Source organism: Methylobacter tundripaludum SV96 (assembly GCF_000190755.2).
GTDB lineage: Bacteria > Pseudomonadota > Gammaproteobacteria > Methylococcales > Methylomonadaceae > Methylobacter_A > Methylobacter_A tundripaludum.
On sequence record NZ_JH109152.1, the window covers coordinates 2,074,076 to 2,096,884 of the forward strand.

Here is a 22,809-nt window from a genome sequence, read left to right on the forward strand (position 1 = left end):
ATACACTCTAATGGCGAGCGTAAAAGCGCTGGTCAGAGCGCCGCTTTGCGCCTGAATATTACGCCACAGCCCAAAGCCGAGCGGGCAAGAGAACCGGTTACACCCTCTCGTGGGCTTGTCCGGGGACAATTCCCATCAACGAAGATGAAGCGCATGATTGCTTGGGAATCCCAGCTGGAACAAAAAGCCTGCTATCACTTTGAATTTTCCCCTGCCGTCATAGCATTCCGCGAGCAGCCGGAAACTCTTTATTTTCCATACCAGGAACGTATGTGTCGTTATACACCGGATTTTGAGCTAACCCTATATAACGGCGAAATCATCTATGTCGAAATAAAGCCATTGTCCAAGCTGCGCTCACCGCAAATACTGGAACGACTACAACTAGCAAACCAGTTTCTGGCTGAAAAGGGCTACAACTTCATCGTCATAACTGATGAAGAACTGAATTTTCCGAATCGAATCAGGAATTTTTCGATACTGCGTCCTTATCTGCGGTTCGAGATCGCCTTTCACATCTCGCAGCAAGCCAAGGCATGGCTGGCTAATGCCAACGATCCAACGTTTGGGGCGTTGAGCCAATTTTTTGGCTTGCAATCCATAGCCTTTGCACTGCTTGCGCAGTTGCATATCCGAATTGATCTCGATCAACCGCTCAATTTAGCAAGCACTCTTTTTACCCCAGCTAATGGAGACCATCATCATGAAACTTGCCTCTTTACATACCGGACAGGACCTGATTTTAGACAATGTGCCATTCCGACTGATTCGCATTCTTGAAGACGGTCAATGTCAATTGGAGCGAAAAAGCGATTTGGCATTAAGCAGTTATTCCAAGCAAGAACTTTTGGGCTTTATGAGCACGGGAGAACTCATTTTATGTGGGCAGCAGACCGTAACAACGACTTCGGAAAATAATCAGCGGTTAGAGAGCGATTTATCCACCTATCCTGAGGCGATACAACAGCAAGTCTATTACCGGCTTAAATATCTGAAAAAGGCTGATGAGCTATTGGGCGAGGAGATTACTTGCCACAGGTTATCGAGAGTCATTAAGTTGGTCGCAGAAGAGTCCAACAATTCCGATCCGCCGTCAGCTCTCACTGTTTACCGCTGGTGGAAGCTGTGGATAAAAGCAGATAGGTCTATCACCGCCCTGATTAAATATAAAAAGGGGCCGAAAAATAAGCGAAAAATTGTTAAAGAGTTGGAGCAGTTAGCACAACAACTCATAGATGAGATTTATCTTAAGTCAGAAGGTGGGAGTATCCAAGATGTTTATGATGCGCTTAAACACAAAATTAAGGCTCTAAACATCAATCGAAATACACCTCTCCCCATCCCAGGCAAAGCAACATTTTATCGGTACGTCGAAACCTATGATGAATACTTGGTTATGGCGGCCAGAAAAGGCAAACAAGCAGCTGACAGACATTTCCGAGCCGCCGGTAAAGGGCCAGAACCAAAATACATCCTCGAGCGGGCCGAAGTTGATCATACGCCACTGGATTTGTTGATTATCGATGACGTGACCGGTTTAACGATCGGCAGACCCACAGTTACATTCATTATTGACCGCTACTCACGCCTTCCGTTGGGGTTCGAGATTGGATTTGAGCCACCGTCAGAACTTGCCGTGATGCGTGCTCTCCGGCACGCAATTATGCCGAAAACCTATGTGTCGCAGGAATATCCGGAGGTCGAAAACGAATGGCTTGCTTACGGGATTAAGGTCAATCTTGTTTGTGACAATGGCTTGGAGTTCCACGCTCACCAATTGCGACGCATGTGCGCAGAATTAAATATCGAACTGACTTTCTGCCCGAAAAAACAACCGCATTACAAGGGGGCTATTGAGCGATTTTTAGGTACATATAATCGGCAAGTCAGCCACAAAGTGGCGGGAACGACATTTTCCAATATAAAGCAGAGGGGTGATTATGATGCAGAAAATTTAGCCTGCTTAACATTGGCTGAGTTTAAAAAACTGATGCATGTTTGGTTGATTGACGTGTATATCCAGGCACCGCATAAAAGTCTTGGCATCACACCCGCGCTGGCCTGGAAAGACGGGCTGGAAATCATTGAGCCGGTTTTGCCGGAAAGCAAGGAAAAGCTGGATTTGATTTTGGCAATCCAGAAAAGCCGAAAATTAAACCATGAAGGTGTGCAATTTCAAGGATTGATGTTTAACTCAGCGGAATTGGCCACTTTGCGCAAACGAGGGGTTGCTAAGGTCAACATTCGAATTAATCCAGAGGATTTGGGCGAGGTCTGGGTGTTTGATGAACATCAGGGAGATTACTTCAGAGTTCCTTGCACCTACCCCGAGTACGCCAACAAACTCACGCTGGCACAGCATTTACTCATACGCCAACACACCAACCAAACGAATGCGGCACGTGTCGATATTGATTTATATCTACGCGGAAAGGAAAAATTGCGCCAGTTAATTGTCGAGGTCAGCAATAGCAAAAAAGTCAGTCAGCGCAAAAAGGCCGCTCGCTACAACACCGAAGAGCTTCAACAGGCGGCATTTTCGTCTAACACGCTACCGGAAAAAGTCAGTCAGCAGTCTGACGAAGATTATCGTACTGTCGACATACCTGACTTTGACGTGGACAGCAAGGAGGCTGATCATGATTGACCAAAGCATGCTCAATCAAACATGGGCCGTCGTGTCCAGACTCATTATTAAGCATCCTGCGTTTAATGAAGCCTATCAATTACTTAAAGAGGCTTATCTATTTAATCAGCAAACTGGGTTAACCAAAAATTATTGGGTAGTCGGTCCAACGGGTACCGGCAAAACCACCCTAATGGATATGCTGGTTAAAGAGTTTCCACCAGTCGAACGCGTAGATCGTAAGAGTATTCCCGTATTGGCAATCAATATTCCTGCCTTGCCTACCATCAAAAATCTGGCTGAAGAAATGCTTGTTCAGTTGGGCGATCCGATTTTTTATCGGGGGTCGGCTATCGATAAAACCATACGTATCTTGCATTTAATCAAAGTCTGCAATGTCAGACTGATTTTGTTTGATGAAATGCAACATTTTGTCGACCGAGGCCATAAAAGAGCACCGGCAGAAGTAGCCGACTGGCTTAAAACCCTGATTGATAAAGCCCAGGTATCAACGGTGATTATGGGGCTGGAGCGTACGCAAATCATTCTGGATGCCAACGAGCAACTACGTCGTCGCTTTTGTCGCCGCATCGATTTAAAACCCTTCGACTTAGAGTGCCCGACCAGCCGAAGTCACTTTCTCGGCGTCATAAAAAGAATTGATGAGGCATTGGCCATGTTGTCCCCACTGGACTTACAGCAAGACGGTATTGTCAGGCAATTACACTTTGCCACTAACGGGACTATGGACTACATGGTCAAACTGATGCTGGGCGCTTATCAAATCGCGACAAATCGCCATTTACCGGGAATAGACCGGCAATGTCTGGAACAGGCTTTCAGCGACTCAATCTGGGTTGAAGGTGTGGGTAAGATGAACCCGTTTCACCCGCAGTTTATTGGTCAAAGGTTGGATCAGCGCGGTATGGTCTTCTATAAGGCCCCTATGTTAGAGGTTATTCGGAGCCAGGAGAAAAAGTTATGACGGACGCACAATTAACCCTCATCTGCCCACCAGTCCGTACCAACTGTTTCTCCGATGAAAATCCCATTAGCTTTCTGGTTCGGCTTGCCAACCTGAACAAGTATCCTGTCTATCGATGGCTACTCTCCGGTAAAGGGGCGGGAACAATCAATTATGAGCTGTTATATCGCACCCTGTTGGCAACAGATTGGGCTGGATATGAGCAAACCGTTCCTGAGCTTCAGGCAATATGTGCTTTACCCAATATCCATATCAACTCCTCGCGGCTACGCTATTGCCCACTATGCCTTCAGGAAGAGTCATACTGGCGCATGGGTTGGCAACTAAAACTGTCTGTAGCCTGTGCCAGACACCAAGTATGGTTACATGACTTATGCCCACACTGCCAAAAGGATCAAAGCATTCTGAAAGTTGATGAAAATCAATCTGAATGCCTTGAGCAACTGGCAAACGCAGAAGCGATTCCCGTCCCATTATCCGTCCTCCGGATGCAGCAATTTCTGGAAGAAGGCTTATTGAATCAAGACAATCCATTATTCGACGCTAACAATCAGCCAACAATGGTGGAACGCTGTGAGCTGATGGTATTCATGTTGAAATGGCTGGGCGTTGGAGAGGACCTGGCCAAGCCTGCCAGGAAAAAATTCGAGTATGTCAGTGGTTTTCAGGATAAGGCTATTCAATGTGCCGAAGCGCTTTTTTCCGATCAGAGTGGTTTCTGGCGTTATTTACAAACGATACACTTGTTTCATGCAAGCTACATTGGCATCCAACAGAAAAGGCTAGTGTATTTTTACCGCGAATTCTTCAAACAATTTTCAGCGCCGTCGTTTCAGTCATTAAGATATGTGGTCGAGAATTATGCCGTAATGAACTTAATCCGGGATATAACCGAAAAGCACACGCTTTTTACTCCAAACGCCAAAAAAGTTCAGCTATGGTACTCATTCCAAAAAGCCTGTAAAGAATATGGTATTGCCAGCTCCGTGTTGAGTAGAGCAATTACGGATAAACAGGTCAACGTCCATCACGAGTATGCCGAGAAATACACCAAAAGCTCAGTGTATCGTCCTGACTTGGAAAAAATTTTGCCCCATCTAAAAAGGTTAATCCCTGCAAGTTTTGCCGCCCAAATTTTGGGAGTAACCAAAGCCCAGTTTTCTCAGTTGCAAAACAGTGGTTGCTTTAAGTTTGAAATACCACCGCGTAGAGACTATTGTTCCACATGGCAATACTCACAACCTGAACTCAGCGCCATCATCGAAAATATCAACAGGGGAGCTGCACCAATCACCACAGCTTGCCTAACCATATCTCAAATCATGCAATACCAGATCCAAGGCAGGATTGAAATGCCCTTTTTGCAACTGATCAAAGCAATACTATCAGGCCAGCTCGTCGTCAGAAAATCCGATCCTCAAATACTAAAAATACGTGCATTATCCATTGATGGGGAAGAATTCATGCGCTGGTTAAATAATCTGCGTCCCACTCCTGAGTATGTGTCAGTTACCGAAGCGTCTAAGTTATTAGGCGTGAACGAAGAATTCACCTATCAGCTGGTAAACCGTGGCTACCTCCATCATAAAATTGACTCCAGAAACGCTAAAGTCATTTTTCCCGATCATATAAGGCGATTTAAACAAGAGTATGTAATTTTATCCAAACTCTCGGAAGAGTCCGAAATCAGTTCAGCAAAAATTGTTGAAATCTTGGAGCCACTCGAAATATTCCCCGTTGACCACAATAACTCTTACAAGCTTAGGCAAAAGCTATATACCCGTGCTGACATTCTGAAGACAAGCTTACTTTATCGTTTTGTTCAACATTTACCGGAATAATTGTCATGTAAACAGCCGCCATAAAGCAAGATAACAGCCATGACTAAGGCAAAACTGGTACCAGTCCGGGTTTTTGCCTTAATGCAATGCAACTTCATAGTTGGTTAAAAAGAAGGTTTTCACTACATATTTTTACTGATATTGCTGTGTATTCTGATGAAATCCATAGCTGATTCCATTCGCAAACCAACTAGGTTTTCCGATTTTAAAACAGCCACCAATTTCGACACAACTTGGCTGAATTTTAAATTCTTGAGTTCGGCCATAACCGGTCTATCAACAATTTCAGGTTAACCCTACGTCATTAACTTTGGAGTCAAGAGGCGGGCGCGACAGCAGGCGTCCCCTTGAGCGCAGTGTTATGAATAACAATTCTCTCAACGGATTCATTTCTATATAGAACCGCTTCGTTACCAAGCCAGTATGCGCAATGTGATGCACTACAGAAGATTGGCTTTCCTATGACAGGAGCAGCGTTATTAGGGAGATAGAGGGTAACGAAACCCTCTTTGCTTTTGGTGGCGTCCTCAATGAAATGTAATTCATGCTCTTTGCCGCTTTTTGTGGCGTAGATAGCGACTACGAGTAACGCGACGAATATAAGAAAACCGCTAATTACGTAAATGACGGCCGTAGCCACTTTATCAACCAACTGAACCGCACTCTCCGACAGTGGATCTCTATTCGACGGCTGACGCAGCCTAGATGCAAGCAAATGTCCCCAACTGCGAACGCGCTGGTTGGAAGATATAACTGCTGCTAGAACCGCCGTATCAACCAACAGGGCCGTAAGACCGATCCTGGCCGGACTGCTGCGTCATTCGTGAAAGACCGAGTTTGTTAAGGGTTGTCAGATGCCTGCCCTCCTGCGCAAGACTGCAAGACGCGACAGAACTGGGTGGGCAGGCGTCGGACAAGCCTCGAGGGAGGAAACCGCGGGCTACGCAGCAGTGGACTAGAACAGGGGATGGACTATGGAGATTTAACAGGTGGCTGTACGGGTTAACCTGGCTCTCATGTTGGTCAGCCGAGGCCCGATATAGCCCAGTAGGTCCATCTCACAGTCTATGCGCCTGATTTTTCGTGGCGGTGGCGAGCAAAAAATAGGGATTTTACGCCACCAGGCCAAGCCTTCCCGTATCGGCTCTAACCGCCGATAAACCAGTGGCAGGTGATTTGGCGTTTGGCAGGCACTTGTTTTCATGCCGTACCTCGTTGCCAAGGTGGCGCTCGAATCGGCTGTTTGCGCGCTAAGATTTCGACGATGATCATGGCCGCACCGCAGTCGGGACAGGTGAAAGTCGGCTGGGCCGATTGTCCTACCGCATCGGTATCCCCACCGTTGAGTTCACTGTCGGTCGGCATAACCTGCAGTAGTTTACGTACCTGCGCAAGCTGTTCACGGCGGCCGCAATTGGCGAGCAAGCCATAATGACGAATGCGATGGAAGCCACTGGGCAACACATGCAACAGGAAGCGGCGGATAAACTCGTCGGTAGTGAGCGTCATGGTTTTATGCCGCGTCTTGCCCTTGGCTCGGTAGTCTTTCCAGCGGAACGTGACGCCGCGCTCGTCCAGGGCAATCAGGCGTGAGTTGGCGATTGCCACCCGGTGGGTATAACGCGACAGATAAGCCAATACCGCCGAAGGCCCTGCAAACGGGCGTTTGGCGTAGACCACCCATTCGCACTTTTTAAGTGGCACGAGCCAATCAGCAAAGGCCGAGGCGTCAGCCAGATGGGCATGCTCACCGAAGAACTGCAATTGTCCTGCCGCCTGCGCTTTGCTGAGTTCTTCCAGAAAACGCCGTCGAAACAGCCGTGACAGCACGCGTACCGATAAAAAGAAGCCCGGTTTGCAAGCCACCCATCGCTTGCCGTCTACGGATAAGCCGCCGCCGGGAACGATGCCGTGCACATGCGGATGATGAGTTAACGCCGAGCCCCAGGTATGCAGAATCAAGGTGGCTCCGATCCGTGCGCCCAGATGTTTAGGGTCTGCGGCGATGGTGCGCAGCGTCTCGGCGGCAACCTCAAACAGCAAGCCATAGATCACTGACTTGTTGGTGTAAGCGATGGCGCTGATCGGCGCGGGCAAGGTGAACACCAGATGGTAATAGTCCACCGGTAACAGATCGGCCTGCCGGGCTTCGAGCCACCGTTTAGCCGCACTGGCCTGGCATTTTGGGCAGTGCCGGTTACGGCAAGAGTTGTAGGCAATTTCGTCATGCTCACAGGCGGAGCAGTGCAACACATGCCCACCCAAGGTCGAGGTACGACACTGTTCGATGGCGGACATGACTTTCAGTTGCCCCAGACTTAAGTGGGTTTGCTGAGCTTGTCGCCAAGCGGGTCCGTGGGTGCGGAAGATATCCGCCACCTCCAGTGCGGGACGCACCATGACCTTAGTCTACACCGGTTGCAATGTCTCCAGTGGACTGACCACCTCACGCAGGATATCGGTGGCTACCTGGGCATAGAGCGCCGTGGTCTCCAGCTTCTTGTGACCGAGTAACACCTGGATCACCCGAATATCCACCTTCTGTTCCAGCAAATGAGTGGCAAAGCTGTGCCTCAGCGTATGCATCGATACCCGCTTGTCAATTCGCGCCGCCTCAGCAGCGGCATGGATGGCCCGGTTGAGTTGACGGGTGCTGAGTGGATCGATGGGGTCCAAGCCAGGAAATAGCCAGCCACCTTGGAGCATTTTGCCTTGTGCATGGGCAAACTTCCACCAGGCGCGCAACCGTTCCAACAGCACCGGCGACAGCATGGCATAACGATCCTTGCTGCCTTTACCCTGTTCGATGCGCAGCGTCATACGCTGGCTGTCGATATCACCGACCTTCAGCGACACCACCTCGCTGGCACGTAAGCCGGCGCCGTAAGCCACCGATAACGCTGTCTGGTGCTTGAGATTGTCAACGGCGGCGATCAGGCGAGCCACCTCTTCACGACTCAATACCACCGGCAGTTTGTGAGGTACATGCACCGGGTGCATCTTAGTCAACAACTCAGGGCGGTCTAGCGTCGTTTCAAAGAGAAACTTGAGCCCGGTGAGGGTCGCATTCAATGAAATCGGCGAAATACCGTGATCAACCAAGTGCAATTGATAACGGCGTAAATCTTCGACGCTGGCTGTATCAGGCGAACGTCCCAGGAAACCCGCGAATCGTTTCACAACACGGATATAACTGGCCTGGGTTTTGGGGGAAAGTTTGCGCATCCGCATGTCGTCGATCATACGTTGGCGCAACGGGGTAATGGGTTTACTTGTCGAAGTCATGACACTGCTCCTATCTTGAAACAAGGCGGATTGCCTCATTCCTTAACATAGGAAACAGTCACACTCTTTCAACCACCCTCAAGCTTATGATCGCAGCCTCAATACCGCGTGAGCGGTTTAGTCCAACGACCCACAACTGCCGGTCGACTATACTTTTTACGCTTCACTAAACCGGACAGTCGTGACTTACCCCAAAACGACCTGATGCGGTCACTCATTGATAGTAACCGTCGGGCTGTTGATTGCGGGTTAAAGTGTCCAAGCCCCAGGGCTGGCACCAGTAGAAATTTGACTATTTAACAACCGCATTAGTTGAAACGGATAAATCTTTTTGTTGTGCCAAAAATCAAGATCTTTGACGCAACTTTTCACCTTTGATAAAACAACGACTTAATTGTGTCATAAATCAGGGGCAAAAAGACCATGAAAACCGGCTATGCGCGTGTGTCAACGGACGAGGAAAATTCGAGCCTACAAACTGACACACTCAAAGCGGAGGGGTGCGAAAAGATTTTTACCGACAAAGCAAGCGGGGCGAAAGCCAAGCGGTTATAATTGGCAAAGTGCCTAAAGGCTATTACTTTAAATAAACCACTACATTATGGATAATTTTCGGTTATTGATAGAACAACATATGGATGTGGTGTTTTTTACTTACGGCTTAGCATTTTTTGCCCTTGGTTTGGCTATTCTGGTTCAACCCAAAGAAGAAAGTCGTTATGAAATCTCACAATTAGCCGGATGGTTGGCTTCCTTTGGGTTGGTTCATGGCACCTTGGAGTGGCTGAGTCTTTGGAAGATAATCCATGGCGATAGTGCGGTGCTATCCCTGTTGAATATTGTTTTTCTGTTGGTGTCTTATGTTTTTCTTTTTGAATTCGGACGCCGCTTGACGCGATCCATTCTAGACAAAATTCCCTCTATTCCGAATTTAGTCAAAAGGATGTTGGGAGCGCCTATTTACGGCGTGGTTGCACTGGCTTTCCTGTTCGAATTACTGACAGTTCCTGATCGGATGCTGGCAATGACCATTGCTACCAGATATTTTCTGGGCTGCATCGGTTCATTTTTGACGGGTATAGGTTTTTTACTATCCATCAATAAAAAATCGTCCATGTACATAGAGAAATCAGTATTTTCGTGGTCAACGAAATATTTTGTTTTAGCTACCGCAGCTTTCTTCTTTTATGGCGTACTGAGCTGTTTTGTGGCGTATCCTGCTAATATCGTCTCTGGGTCTGTTTTCAATGACCAATGGTTTCTTGAGAAATTTCACTTTCCTGTCCAAATGTTTCGGGCCGCCAGCGCAGTATTAGCTGCTATCGCGATTGGTAACATACTTCGATTATTCCATATGGAAGTTCGGGAGAAATTACTTTCTTCCTTGAAGTCGGCCAAGGAAGCCGAGGCCAAACTTCGCATCTCCGCCCATGCCTTTGACGTTCAGGAAGGAATTCTGATCACCGATACCAACAATGTCATTGTTCGGGTGAATAGAGCATTTACCCACATTACCGGCTACACCACTGAAGATGTTATGGACAAGAACCCGCGCATACTTAGCTCAGGCCGTCAGAATACGTCCTTTTATGCCGCAATGTGGGAAAGCATCAACACCAACGGTGCATGGAAAGGGGAAGTCTGGAACCAAAAAAAGAATGGGGAGTATTATCTGGAGGATCTCACCGTCTCTGCGGTGAAAGACACACATGCCAACGTCACCCATTATGTTGGCATATTGACCGACATCACCATGAACAGGGCGGCAGCTGATAAAATTGAGCATCAGGCATTCTACGATACCCTAACCGACCTGCCTAACCGACTGATGCTTCGGGATAGGTTAACGCCAGCACTAGCCTTAAGCCAGCGTAACAACCATAATGGTGCCTTGCTGTTTATCGATTTGGATAATTTCAAGACACTTAACGATACTCTCGGTCATGACATTGGCGACTTGCTGTTACAGCAGGTTGCCGAGCGTTTGGTGGCCTGTGTGCGTGAAGGTGACACCGTTGCTCGTCTTGGCGGTGATGAATTTGTGATAATGCTGGAAGACTTGAGCGAGCATGCCAATGAAGCCATAGTGCAAATTGAGGTCATCGGCAATAAAGTTTTGGGCGTCTTCAGCCAGTCATTCAAGCTTACCACGCACAATTACCACTGTACTCCCAGCATCGGCATTACTTTGTTCAAGGGGCAAAATCTGACCATAGACGAGTTATTGAAACAAGCGGATATTGCCATGTATCAAGCCAAGGCATCAGGCCGCAATGCCATGTGTTTTTTCGATCCGCAAATGCAGACCAACATTACCAACCGCGTGGCGCTTGAAAAGGACTTAAAATTGGCACTGGCTGAAAACCAATTTATGCTTTATTACCAACCGCAAGTCTTGCACAGCCAAAAAATTATTGGCGCTGAGGCATTGATCCGCTGGCATCATCCACAACGCGGATTGGTTCCCCCTGTTGATTTTATTCCGCTAGCCGAGGAAACTGGCTTGATATTACCGATTGGCCAGTGGGTGCTGGAAACTGCTTGCGCTCAGATCAAAAGTTGGGAAGACAATGAACATACCCGACATCTACAAATTGCCGTCAACGTAAGCGCACGTCAGTTTCATCAGACCGACTTTGTTGAGCAAGTCAGTCACATTCTAAGCCATAATGACATCAACCCAGCCAATCTTAAACTGGAATTAACCGAAAGCCTGGTGCTTGGCGACATTAACAACACCATACTCAAGATGCGTAAACTACGGGAAATCGGTATCCGCTTTTCTATGGATGATTTTGGAACGGGCTATTCTTCATTATCAAGCCTGAAGAAACTGCCCATCAACCAGCTTAAGATTGATCAAAGTTTTATCCGCGATATTACAAGCGACCACGATGATGCCATCATCGTGCAAACCATCATTGCCATGGCGACGAGCCTGGGCATGGAAGTCATTGCAGAGGGCGTAGAAACGGAAGAGCAGCGCGCATTTTTGGAGTTACTCGGCTGCCCTGCCATACAGGGCTATCTGTTCGGTAGGCCAATGCCAATTGAGCAGTTTGAGGCGTTATTGAAGAAGGGCTGATTGCCTTTGGTGAGTAAGTTGAATATTAGATATTTCGACGGTCTAATGGTTGATGCCGGTTAAAATTTGATAATTTATAGCTTGTTACGTCTGCGCATGTATGACCAGATTAGTTTTGGTTCAAGTTATTAATTATCCAAGTTTTTCAGTCCATTTCCCTGATCAAAATTCAATCGGTACGGATGGTCAATTTCAAATCGGCGCCAATACATTGTCCGTCTTACGATTAACCTTCTTCGGCAAATTGCCGATATTCATCATCATAAAGCGGCCAGTCGCGACCGGCAGAAATTGGCCGACTCTTGCCAGTCACGACAGACAGGACTCGACCCACTGCTGTCATTCGGATATAGATTTAAGCTTCCCGATACCGGTCATTGGTAAGGTAGAAATTTCGACACAAAGCCGCTGCTGAACATTGGCGAAAAATAATAATCTAATGGAGTTAAATCATCCCCGGCAAAGCAAAGGATTTAACTTTACTCTGCCCCCAGTTATTTCAGTTATTATTTTCGCCGTTTCTCCGTCACCTTGCTTCTCTGCTCAACCGCATCCCGCCAAGTCTCCAGTGCCATGATGTCAGTCAGCAGTTCATCCGGTTCAGGCACGGCAACGCCTCCCATAAGCGCTTTGTCGTGTGCAGCATGGTTGGAACACTTCTTCATTCCGGTAAACACTTGGGTAAAGTCGTCATCCTCAACGACAACCCCGGCCAACCGTAGTGTCTCAATGCCCTTGCGGAAACGAAGAACCACATTGCGCAGGAGCACTTCTTCGACTGCACGCTCCCAAGTTATACGCAAATGAGAATAGGCATCCACTGTTTGCTTGCGATGTTCTTGTTCTTCACCGACCCTGTGTAACTTGGCGATGGTTTGGTGCCATGCTTTTAACGTGCCAATCCGCTGGTTTGTTTTTTGGCCTTCAAATGGAAGCCCCGGATCAGCTATGCCAAAACCTTCTGCTCGACGGGTGAGGCTCTGGGTGGTGATGGGCATACTTGCTGCCTTGGCTTCCTCATCAAGAATGCAGAGAAAGTAAATGTCGTGAGTGAACACGATGACTTGGCGATGCGCGGCTTCTGCCGCCAAGCGTTTTGCCACAAGCTCGCGTCGGCGATGGTCGAGCGAGGATACCGGGTCATCAAACACGATGCCGCCTTTGCCATTGCTCAGGCCGACCTCTGCGAGGAATGAGCCGATGGCAATGGCGCGCTGCTCGCCTTCGCTCAGGATTTCGCCGGGGTTGCGGCTCTGCGGCAGTTCCAGTTTGAGCTTGTGCAGTGGCTTTCCCTTGTCCGAGCGAGTCTGCAACATGACGCAGAGCGAGCCTACGCCCAATGCTTTGAATTCCCGGTTAAGCGCATCGGCGAGTTCCTTGGAGACGGCCTTGGCCGCCAGTTCCGATGCCTTCAGGGAAATAGATCGTGTATCAACAGCCGACAAGCATTGCTTGAGTTTAGCCTGATGACCGAGTCGCGACACGGCAGTGGCTACAGCATCTTTTACCTGACTCAGCCGCACCCGTGCATCAAGTTCATTAAACTGTTTTTGCAGCGCGTAGCGGGCGACTTCGTCCGAAGCCTTCTCCAGCGTTTCGGCTTCGACATTTAGTTTGTCGGCCAGCGCCTGAAGCTGCGCTGCCGGGCTGGGCAAGGCTTCGTCTGTGCCATCCCACTGATGCGAGATCACGGCTGCCTTGATGGCCTCTTGCCGGGCAGTCAGCGCCTGCTCGAAGGCTCGCGAGTCCGTGGCAAGCTTCGCATCCATGCCCGCAATTTCACCATAGGTCACATCGTCGATATTCAGTGTCAAGGCGAGTGCAGCAAATTGCTGGTATTCGGCGAACAAGGCGATGCGGCGCGCCTGCGAAGTTTTTTCCACTTCCTGCTGGATGAATGCCTCAAAGCGCAGCAAGCGCGCCGCACCCTCCGCGAGCGGCTGCTGGCAGAGCGGGCATGGCGTATTCGCGCCAAGATTGGGAAAGGTTTTGCCGGGGTGGGATTCGAGCGTGAATTTGCGGGCAGCATCGAACAGTTCGCGCCATGCTTCACCGCCAGTACCCGGAAGCAAGTTTTCGCCTTCCTTGAATTGCTTGGCTGCGAGTGTAGCCGCAGCTTGTGCCACGCGGTAGCTTTCTGCCAAGCCGCATAGCCTGGCGACCACTGCCTGATCTACCAACGCACCTTTGGCGGCTGCATTAGATGCAATGGCAGCGATGCGACGTGCGCGCAAACGCAACTGGCTGGCCTTTTCCTTCGGGTTATTTTCCTTCAGGCTCTTGTTCAATTCGACATGCTTGGCGAGTGTTTCAGGTGATAGCGTAGCCAGTACATCAATTTGAGCTGTCGTTGTCTTGGTCGACAGATTTGCAATAAATTTGCCGACTGGCGTGTCGCCTTGCAGCGGCGCGAATGTGGCGAGGTCGGCGGCGGATTGCGCGTGTTCAGCCTCGATCAGTGTCTTCAGTTGCCGACAGACCTTTGCCAACCCCTCGAAAACATCCAGCCCGTAAGGCACATAAGAAAAATCATCCTCGCTGTCAAGATAGGCACGAGCACAGCGCGAATCGAATATCGCGAGCGACGACAGTTCAGGAGGAGATGTCTTGCCGTTTGTCCAGCACACATCATCTTGTGCAACACCATTGATAGCGATCTCGAAGACCGCTTCGGCAGCAGCAGTTTTGTCAGCAGGCAGGTTTGCATTCGGATGAATTGTTTCCATTTGGTCGCGCGCACGGCAAGCGCGCTTGAGCACGCGCGAGTACCCTGACTTGCCCGATCCGTTATCGCCGTAAATGACGGTCAGTCCGCTGGCACCGAATGACAGATGTTGGTTTTCGGCAATCGCGTTGACGTGCCGAAAATTCTTCATCGCACGCAATTCGACGTGGGTCGAATTCTGTACCGGTGCAGGAATCTGGTCGGCAGTCAGCGGTTTCGGTGTGCGAGCTTTAGAATCGGATATGCCGTGCGCTGACTTGAGCAGCGCGAACAAATCGGCTTCGTCATCTGGCGTTAGAGTTTGCTTTGCAAGCAATCGCGCAACGGCGTCGCTCTGCCATGCAGGGAGCGATTGTGTCCATTTTAGGATTTCATGAAGTAGCACCAAAGCATTCCTTATGGCAAAAATGAAATGAGTTCATTTTTGGTTTCATCTTGATCGAAGAAATTGATATGCCAAACCTTACCTTGGCTACCAGTGGGTGAGCCGAAGGGTAATGCGTCGTGATCGCGCATTCCTGGATAGCTATGAAGGTATTTACTGCTGGCGCTGGCACCTTCATAAGGCACTACCAAATCATTCGCAGCCCCATCGAATACGCCAGCATCCCATAAGATTTCCTCGATAAGTTTGGGGGGTAGGAAGCGAATATCGTAATTGGCTCTGATGTAGTGATACTCTATGGCTGCCGTTTGACCATAACCGTTTAACGTGGCTATCTCACTGCCCGTTGGATTCATTGCCTCGACTCCCGGCATTTTCTGGGCAACGGTCGCCAGTAATTTTAGTACTATCAAAATTCCACTGGTAAAGCCCGCTGGGGCACCTCCAAAACACCAGAAGAGCATATTGAGACGACGGAACAAGCGATTGGTATTTTTCGCTTCCGCCAATTGGGAGCCCAAGCATGCCCCTGCAACAAAGGCTATTTTATTGATGCGTATCCCTTGTTGGGCTAGCTGCCTCCGGTTGCTGGGATTCTCAATGAAGTTTCGAACTACACCCGCCCCACGGCTATGGCAAATGATGTCCAGTTCGACATCATGCAGGTTATTTAGATTAGCCAGTAGATCCGTAGCGTTTTGGGACGTGGTTTTGGATAATGTGTAGTGATCCCATGCGAGTATATTTTGAGCATATCTCTGATGCAGGTGAGTCATAAACACAGGGTCATTCAGGATTCCTGTAAAAGCGCCTTTGGTAGAGCTGAGAATGCCATGGCATAGCAATAACGCTCTATTCCCCTGCATCTGTTGCAAATCTTGAGGGGTTGCTTCTCGTGTATCGCCGTCGGCGAGTATGATCTGCAGCTGCTCATTTCCACCTGTATTACGCTTTAAGCGGCGATCTGCCTTTTTGGCGAAGTACTCAGCCAGACCGAAAAGTTCATCGCGGAGCATGGGATGAAGTCCAAGCAGAGGCCATAGCTGATACGGGCGGCGAAGATGGTGGAGAATCTTATTATCTTCAAAGCTAAAAACACCGAAGGTCAGTTGTTGCCCATCTTCCCATTGACTTATTTGCTCTAGAAAATTCACCCGACCATCGGGCGTAGTTATTAGTAGTTCAGTTCGCGTAAATTCTCTGGTGGATGAAACAAGTGGGATGTCGAAATAAATGGCCGCATTCCCTAGATTCGGCTCAAAAAAAGAACTGGTGTCTAAGGTAGGGTTGGCAACGGCCCAATCAACCAGTGACGTTCTATCATTATCCAGAATTAGCACAATGTAGCCTTTCACATACCATTGCTTTGGGTTCTGTAGCGTAAGTTCGATATGCAATCTTGGAGGAATGCCGGATAAAAGCCCATGTTTCTTTTCTGCGGCATCTATAGTGAATAGAGTGTTACCTATTAAGCGGTAGTTTTCCTCACCTAGCTCTAGCCAGATCCCTTCTTGAGGTGGTTCCTCAGTGCGGATTGTGTCTCCGCGAAAGAAAGATGTGCCTGAAGCCAATCTCACTTGATATCCATCGAACTCAAACGATGGATTTTCTCCTTCTCTGTTGAAGAATGCCATGATTTATTTCTCCTTGATTAAGTGACGGATACGGATAGGAAATTCAACCGCTTCAGCCGAAGTATCCTACCTTAAATCTATTATCTCAAGTACCATTTTTCACTCTTTCGGCACTCATCGACAACTCGCCACTCTGAAGGAGTACAGGAAGCGTAATGCTAGTGTAGTGGTGTACGACGCCCCCCTTGTAGCCGTAGCGACAACGCTTGTTTTAGACAGCTTTAACTATGGCCTGCCATTTTTCATCACCATAAAGCAGCCGGTCGTGACTGTCTCTAAATGGCCGAACTGCGACAGTCAATGTCATACTCAATCCAAACTAATATTTGAAGATGTCAGATCAAGTTCAGAGTTTTACAGATCAAGGGAGTCTCATTGACTGATATCTGGAAAACAGCTTTCAATTTTTCCACTAAAGAGCATGTAGTTGCCATCCACTATAAATATGCACTCTTTCATTATCAAATAAGATAGAAAAAATGATTTTGGAAAGTTTCAATGCTTTTCGGTATAAAACTGGCAAAATTTCGACGCTTTTTTCCAGATCAATGACCTCTGTCCGGCATCAACTATCCGGTCAGGTGACACCATTACCTTAGCCGGTTTTAGTTCGTCAACTATCGATAAAATCCGTTATCAATAATTAAAGCACGACCAAGGCTCAGCCGACGTCCGTTGCGAAAGCGTTACCAGGCGTACACCGTGGTAGTGAAGCCGAGCGTGCACTTTCTCGTGCGGCTTTGTATCGATTAATTGAAGCATTCAGTGATCAATCAACGGCGGCAAAGACCCCCTTCGTTTTCTCCTCAAGGTCAGATTGAGTCATCAAAATTGAGCATTGTCCTGAACTCGTTGTATTTCGTTCGACTCAAAATCTTGTCGTCATCCAATGCAATTACGTATGCTGACTGTTTGTAAGCCCCAATTTCCTTTCGATTCATCGCACACAAAATAAGCTGAGCGTCAGAAGGTATTGTATTCATGAGGAATTGAAGAATTTTTTCATAGTTAAAGTCTGCTTGTTCCTGCTGATTTGGCGTATCAATTATCACGGCTGAAAAAACTTCGTTCTTTGCGGTGTGAATTTGGTGAAGAACTGCCATGTAATAAGCCAATATGCCTCGTGTGCTTTCAGCAGCTCCGCCACTTCCATAAAGTTTTTTGTAATCTAGCGATGACTCAATGGGCGATAGATTTACCCCTTGCGCTTTCAAAACGTTGATATATTTGGCAAGATTTTCTTTGAAGGCAGCGTCCATTTCTTCGCGCTCTTCTTTGGGTAGCAACTTTTTTTGATCGTCTCTCAACGCACGATTTGTACGATTGATATTACGGATAAGAGCCGTCTTAGTTTCCATTGTCCGTTGCACATGCTTTTGAACAGAACGAGATGCAAGACCATCCAAAAATGAGTGCATCTCACTCTTGGATTCTGCCTCTCCCTCGGAGGAGGTCTCATCCTGCTTGTATTTACTGTTGATGACACCAATTTCAGAGCGTGTCGTTGTCAAGCGTTCCTGGCTTTGGATATATTTCTTGTCTAGCCTGGAGATCTTCGCCGAGAGCGTTTCCACTTGGTTGTCTGCCTCATCCTTGTCAGCAAGGATAGATGCTCTGTTAGGCGAGGAATTGTCGTGAATCGTGCCGCACAGAGGGCAAATGAGTGTTTCACCGGCCACGCACTCTACTGAGAAGGTGTAGTCCTTTTCGAGTTCGGCAGAAGCTAGTTTTGCAAGATCAAGTTGTCCTTGGAGATAGATTCGCTCAGTTTGAATTTCAGCGATCATTCTAAACAACTCTTCTTGCGTAGCTTGTAGCTTTGATATTTCGATACAGACTTCAGCAGAGAGCTCATCGAACTCGCTGTTTGTTAGAGCAACAGTCTTCTCGTTCGTTGGAATATAGGCTTTAACTACCTCGATGGCAGTCTCAATCTTCTTGACCTCAGACTCTGCGTTTTTTTTCTCAAGGGTGCTTTGAGCAATCTTTTCCTCGATAGAAAAGAACTCGGGCCGCAGATAACCTGTGTGATACTGAATAATGGTTTTCTGCCATCTTGCGTATTGTGCAAGATTGGGGAAACTGTTCCAAGTCTGCGACCAACTACGCTGCTGGTCTACATAAAAAGGAAGAAAATAGTACGCAGGAGGCGGACTTTCTAATGTAGTGGTTTCTTTTCGGTTTGGTAATAGCGCACTAAATTTTGTAATCTCAGCAAAGACCTCGGAATATTCACCAGTTATTTTTTGAAATCTCTCCCAGTCACCATCAGGGCGTCTGAGAAACATCGTGTTGCCGTATCTGCCAACTTGGTATGCAGCATTTCCGATGCTGAAATCAACAAGAGCACGAACATCGAAAGACTGCCAAGTAAAGTCAAGGCTAGGGTCTCCGCCTAGAGTCCAGAACAATAGTTTGGCGAGCGTCGACTTGCCAATACTATTGTCGTTCCCTGTTATTAGATTGAATCGTGGTTTGAAGTTGTATTGATTTGCCGACTTTAGTGTATCGGACGCTATCGTTAGACGTTTGAATACTAAGTTTGGCATGCTGCTTGGTCCTTAGATTTCTTATTAGCAGTTTGAATTGATCGATAGTTGATTTATTTTTCATGGCACTTGGAAATTAACTCGTAAATAATTGCAGCTTGTGCTGATTCTAAATCAATGAGGTTTTTTTTCACGTTTTCAGGTAATGCTCCCAGAGCCGCCTCAATCAGAGATACAGCGCCGTGTTCATCAAACACAGAAAAATTATTCTCAACAGCCGCTTTCACTGCTTGCTGTTTGTCCATGGCGATTAGCGAGCGCTCCAGGCGAACTGCGTTGTGGTATCGCTCAAGCGCTCTTCTTAGGCCAACTTTCTTGTTGAACTTCAGGCCCATTTCTTCAGTAATATTATCGAAGTCAGAACTGAAGCTCTCTATACCCTTGTTTTCCGTATAGGCAGAGATTACCCGCTCCACATCCTGATACGTCATTCCCTTGTTTTTCACAAGGTTGCTCCACTGAGTATAGTCAAACGCCACACTACCTTTGCGATGGAGATCATCTATCAGAACCCGATAAATTGATTGTGCGCTGCACTTTGCTCCTGGCACTGAGAGTTCGACAAGTTTCGATATGCGTCCAATTGCGGCATCCTGAAATCCTGTGCTGGGCAAGTCCGGGGTGATGAACGTTAACATCTTTGGCAGAGGATGCGACCCAAGCTCTTTATCGATTGCTGATTGAATATCATTTATACATTCATCGTGGATTTCGCCAATCGAAATTATTGAAAGCTTTAAGCCTTCTGTTTTAGGCGGAAGGTTAAATCCACATGTGGCGACAAGATTTATTGAGTTGAGTTTATCAATAAACGGCTTGTCGCAAACACCTAGCAGCATTTTCCCAAGGACCGAATTCTTTTCTTTTTTTGTGCGGCCCTTCGGCCTCAAAGTCAATTTCCTCCAATTCCAAGGAGGGGTGCTGACGTTCTTTACTTGGTTGAACTCGAATTCGGCAAGGGCGACGTCAGAGGAGGTGGCCAAAACTACATCCTCGTGAAGTTCAATAAACACCACATAGTCATTTGAAAGTTCATGAGCACCAAGAATCCGGCATAGCGCCCAATGATATTGGTACTCGTATTTTTCGAATGTCCTTGGACCTGCTGTTTCACGTTGAGGTGAAGCCAGTGGGTTGCTTTGGAGCCTGTTATGCGCTGTATCCAATACTGCCTCCCTCATAGTTAAATGTCATTATTACCGCCTACTGTGGTGGTAGATGCAACCCATACTGATCCTTAGTGTATGTCCAGTAAGGCTTTTATAACTGGCTCATTTGACTCAGAGTTTCGGCGACGGCTTTGGGTCGTTTACCGATATTGATATTCTAACGGCATTTATCGTTATCTCAAACAATTTGACATAACCGCCGTTATTCGAGGTCATCTTGTAAGCGCAATATAGTAATGTCCTGTTTTAGCAAAGTAGAAATGTCCTCTCCGGTGTAAATTTACAGTTTTTTGTAAATTTACACCATGGATAACGACAGCTATGCAGGACATCATTACTATGAGCAACAAAGAATTACATCGCATAGAAATTCTACAAAAATTGATTGATAAACGGCTATTCGAACATGAAGCTGCCAAGCAATTAGGTTTGAGCGTTCGCCAGATCAGGCGGTTAAGAAAAGCGTATAAAGCTAATGGAGCCATAGGTGTTGTCAGCAAGAAACGCGGTAATCCAAGTAATCACAAGTATCCAGACTCGATTAAAGAATTGGCCATAGCTTATGTCAAACAATACTACGTTGATTTTAAGCCAACTTTTGCCTGTGAAAAATTAAGTGAAAACCATGAGCTAACTATTTCTCGGGAAACGTTACGAAAATGGATGATTGATGCGGAATTATGGATACCCCAAAGTAGTCGGTTAAAACGCGTCCACCAGCCTCGTAATAGACGTGAATGCTTTGGTGAGCTAATACAGATTGACGGCTCGCCACATGACTGGTTTGAAGGCAGAGCGCCTAAATGCACACTTCTTGTTTATATCGATGATGCAACGGGGAAACTCATGGAATGCCAATTTGTAAAATCAGAGTCAACGTTCACTTATTTTGATTCCACTCGCCGATATTTAGAGAAGCATGGCAAGCCCGTTGCGTTTTATAGTGATAAACACTGCGTATTTCGTGTTAATAAAACAGGTGAATTAGGTGGTGATGGTGTCACTCAATTTGGAAGAGCCTTAACCGAATTGAACATTGATATTATTTGCGCCAATACGCCGCAGGCCAAAGGCCGCGTTGAACGTGTCAATAGAACCCTGCAAGATCGTTTGATTAAAGAAATGCGGCTTATGAATATTTCTGGTGCCGAACAAGGAAATCAATTCTTGCCGGAATTTATGGATAAATTTAACAAACAGTTTGGAGTGGAATCAGTTGATTCCAAGAATATGCACCGTGAATTGCTGCCTCATGAAGAATTAAATGAAATTTTTTCATGGCAGGAAAATAGAACTTTGTCTAAAAATCTAACCCTGCAATACGACAAGGCACTCTACCTGATTGAGGATTCAATTGATAACAGAAGCCTGGCCCGGAATAAAGTGACCGTTTATGAATACTTCGATGGCACAATAAAAATCAAATGTGACAATCGCGAGCTCCCCTACCGCATATTCGATAAAATCAAAAAAATCGATCAAGGGGAAATAGTAAGTAATAAGCGATTGGGAGCGGTTCTAAATTTCATCAAAGAAAAACAGGATAAAAATGATGAAAAACGCAGTGCGGGCGCTCCATCAAGACAACACTTGGGCGAAGTGAGCACCACAATAATTAGAAATGGATGAAAACCCCACCTCCTCCTGATCGTGAGTAAAATTGGGTAGTGGAAAAAGAAAACCAATACAGGGGACACTTCTACTTTGCAGCATAGAGGACATTTCTAAATTGCGTTTACACATCTTGTAAACGCAATGTTAATGCAATTTAGAAATGTCCTGCATTAGCTCACATTTGACTGGCCGATTTGTCGATAGTGCTACTTACCTAGGTATCGGGAAGCTTAAATCCATATCCGAATGTCTCAAAGGGGTCGATAGCACCAGTTCGCTACTCTCAAAACCCTACATTCACTACTGCCATAATCGTATCGAAATCGATGTCCTAGTTTGCATCGGAACTGATGGTGATTTTCAATTCGAGTAGGTAGCGTGGCAGGCTTGTTGGGATTTCATAAATTATGAGATTTTTTAGGTTTTTTAACATCAATTATGAGATTTATAGCCGAATATAAAATTTCATAATTAATGTAATCAATTGATATACTGATATATTAAGTTTTCAATAATTATGAGATATGACAATACCTGTCGGATGCCACAAAAAGTGAAAAGTGTGCCAAATTAGTGAAAAAATAGTGACATGGATAGTGAAAAAATCCGGCAGTTTTACTGAGATCTAAAATTTTAACGATGCCTTAATAACCAGGATAACCTTATGATTTTCCTGGTTGGTTGATGCATCCATCCTTGAATGGTCGCAATGAATAGGGAAAGGGCTTAATGGAAGACTTTAAAGTGGCCTGACTGCTTATGATGATTATGTATTGGTGTTGTGAATAGGCGTATCGGCCAACAGTAGACGGTCAGAAATTTACAAAATCAATACAAACTGATCCTGAGGTATCCCCACAAAAAATATCAAATAATCAAATGGTTATAGGATATTCAAAATAATATGTGTT

General features: G+C 46.8%; 13 protein-coding genes. 7 read left to right on the top strand and 6 right to left on the bottom strand.

The window, feature by feature from the left end; genetic code table 11:
• Positions 1-45: 45 nt before the first annotated feature.
• The 4 genes from METTU_RS21740 to METTU_RS09450 are packed head-to-tail and all read left to right on the top strand — an operon-like array spanning position 46 to position 5,452.
• The gene (locus tag METTU_RS21740) at positions 46-780 is read left to right on the top strand and encodes a TnsA endonuclease N-terminal domain-containing protein (protein ID WP_169624881.1); all 735 of its coding nucleotides are present in this window, start codon (positions 46-48) and stop codon (positions 778-780) included.
• Positions 704-2,647: a TnsB C-terminal domain-containing protein gene (locus METTU_RS09440; protein ID WP_006891221.1), complete on the top strand. Its 1,944-nt coding sequence runs from the start codon at positions 704-706 to the stop codon at positions 2,645-2,647. Before METTU_RS21740 ends, METTU_RS09440 begins: the two co-directional genes overlap by 77 nt.
• Complete coding sequence (locus METTU_RS09445) at positions 2,640-3,611, top strand: TniB family NTP-binding protein (protein WP_006891222.1); 972 nt, start codon at positions 2,640-2,642, stop codon at positions 3,609-3,611. The genes METTU_RS09440 and METTU_RS09445 overlap by 8 nt, the downstream gene beginning before the upstream one ends.
• Positions 3,608-5,452, top strand: coding sequence for a TniQ family protein (locus METTU_RS09450; RefSeq protein WP_006891223.1), 1,845 nt, complete (start codon positions 3,608-3,610; stop codon positions 5,450-5,452). The genes METTU_RS09445 and METTU_RS09450 overlap by 4 nt, the downstream gene beginning before the upstream one ends.
• Positions 5,453-6,652: 1,200 nt before the next feature.
• Here the strand turns inward: METTU_RS09450 and METTU_RS09460 are convergent.
• Entirely contained in the window at positions 6,653-7,852 is a 1,200-nt protein-coding gene (locus METTU_RS09460; protein WP_006891225.1) for an IS91 family transposase, read from the bottom strand.
• 9 nt (positions 7,853-7,861) lie between these two features.
• Positions 7,862-8,737, bottom strand: a complete 876-nt coding sequence (locus METTU_RS09465; RefSeq protein WP_006889488.1) for a tyrosine-type recombinase/integrase — start codon at positions 8,735-8,737, stop codon at positions 7,862-7,864.
• 423 nt (positions 8,738-9,160) lie between these two features.
• Between METTU_RS09465 and METTU_RS09470 the strand changes: the two genes are divergently transcribed.
• Positions 9,161-9,292, top strand: a complete 132-nt coding sequence (locus METTU_RS09470; protein ID WP_006891226.1) for a recombinase family protein — start codon at positions 9,161-9,163, stop codon at positions 9,290-9,292.
• Between the two features lie 46 nt (positions 9,293-9,338).
• On the top strand, positions 9,339-11,822 hold the full coding sequence (locus METTU_RS09475) for an EAL domain-containing protein (protein ID WP_006891227.1): 2,484 nt from the start codon (positions 9,339-9,341) through the stop codon (positions 11,820-11,822).
• 506 nt (positions 11,823-12,328) lie between these two features.
• Here METTU_RS09475 and METTU_RS09485 read toward each other — a convergent pair.
• From METTU_RS09485 to METTU_RS09500, 4 genes are all read right to left on the bottom strand, one after another.
• Positions 12,329-14,932 (bottom strand): AAA family ATPase, encoded by a 2,604-nt coding sequence (locus tag METTU_RS09485; protein ID WP_006891229.1) that lies wholly within the window; start codon positions 14,930-14,932, stop codon positions 12,329-12,331.
• A gap of 11 nt (positions 14,933-14,943) precedes the next feature.
• A complete protein-coding gene (locus METTU_RS09490; RefSeq protein WP_006891235.1) occupies positions 14,944-16,566 on the bottom strand; it encodes a DUF7379 domain-containing protein in 1,623 nt (540 codons plus the stop codon).
• 812 nt (positions 16,567-17,378) lie between these two features.
• Positions 17,379-19,115 carry a hypothetical protein gene (locus tag METTU_RS09495; protein ID WP_006891236.1) on the bottom strand — a complete coding sequence of 579 codons (1,737 nt, stop codon included), beginning with the start codon at positions 19,113-19,115 and terminating at the stop codon, positions 17,379-17,381.
• 53 nt (positions 19,116-19,168) lie between these two features.
• The gene (locus METTU_RS09500) at positions 19,169-20,281 is read right to left on the bottom strand and encodes a DUF4297 domain-containing protein (RefSeq protein ID WP_254257850.1); all 1,113 of its coding nucleotides are present in this window, start codon (positions 20,279-20,281) and stop codon (positions 19,169-19,171) included.
• Positions 20,282-20,605: 324 nt separating this feature from the next.
• On the opposite strand from METTU_RS09500, the gene METTU_RS09505 reads away from it, so the two are divergent.
• The gene (locus METTU_RS09505; RefSeq protein WP_006889414.1) at positions 20,606-21,913 is read left to right on the top strand and encodes an ISNCY family transposase; all 1,308 of its coding nucleotides are present in this window, start codon (positions 20,606-20,608) and stop codon (positions 21,911-21,913) included.
• Positions 21,914-22,809: the final 896 nt, after the last annotated feature.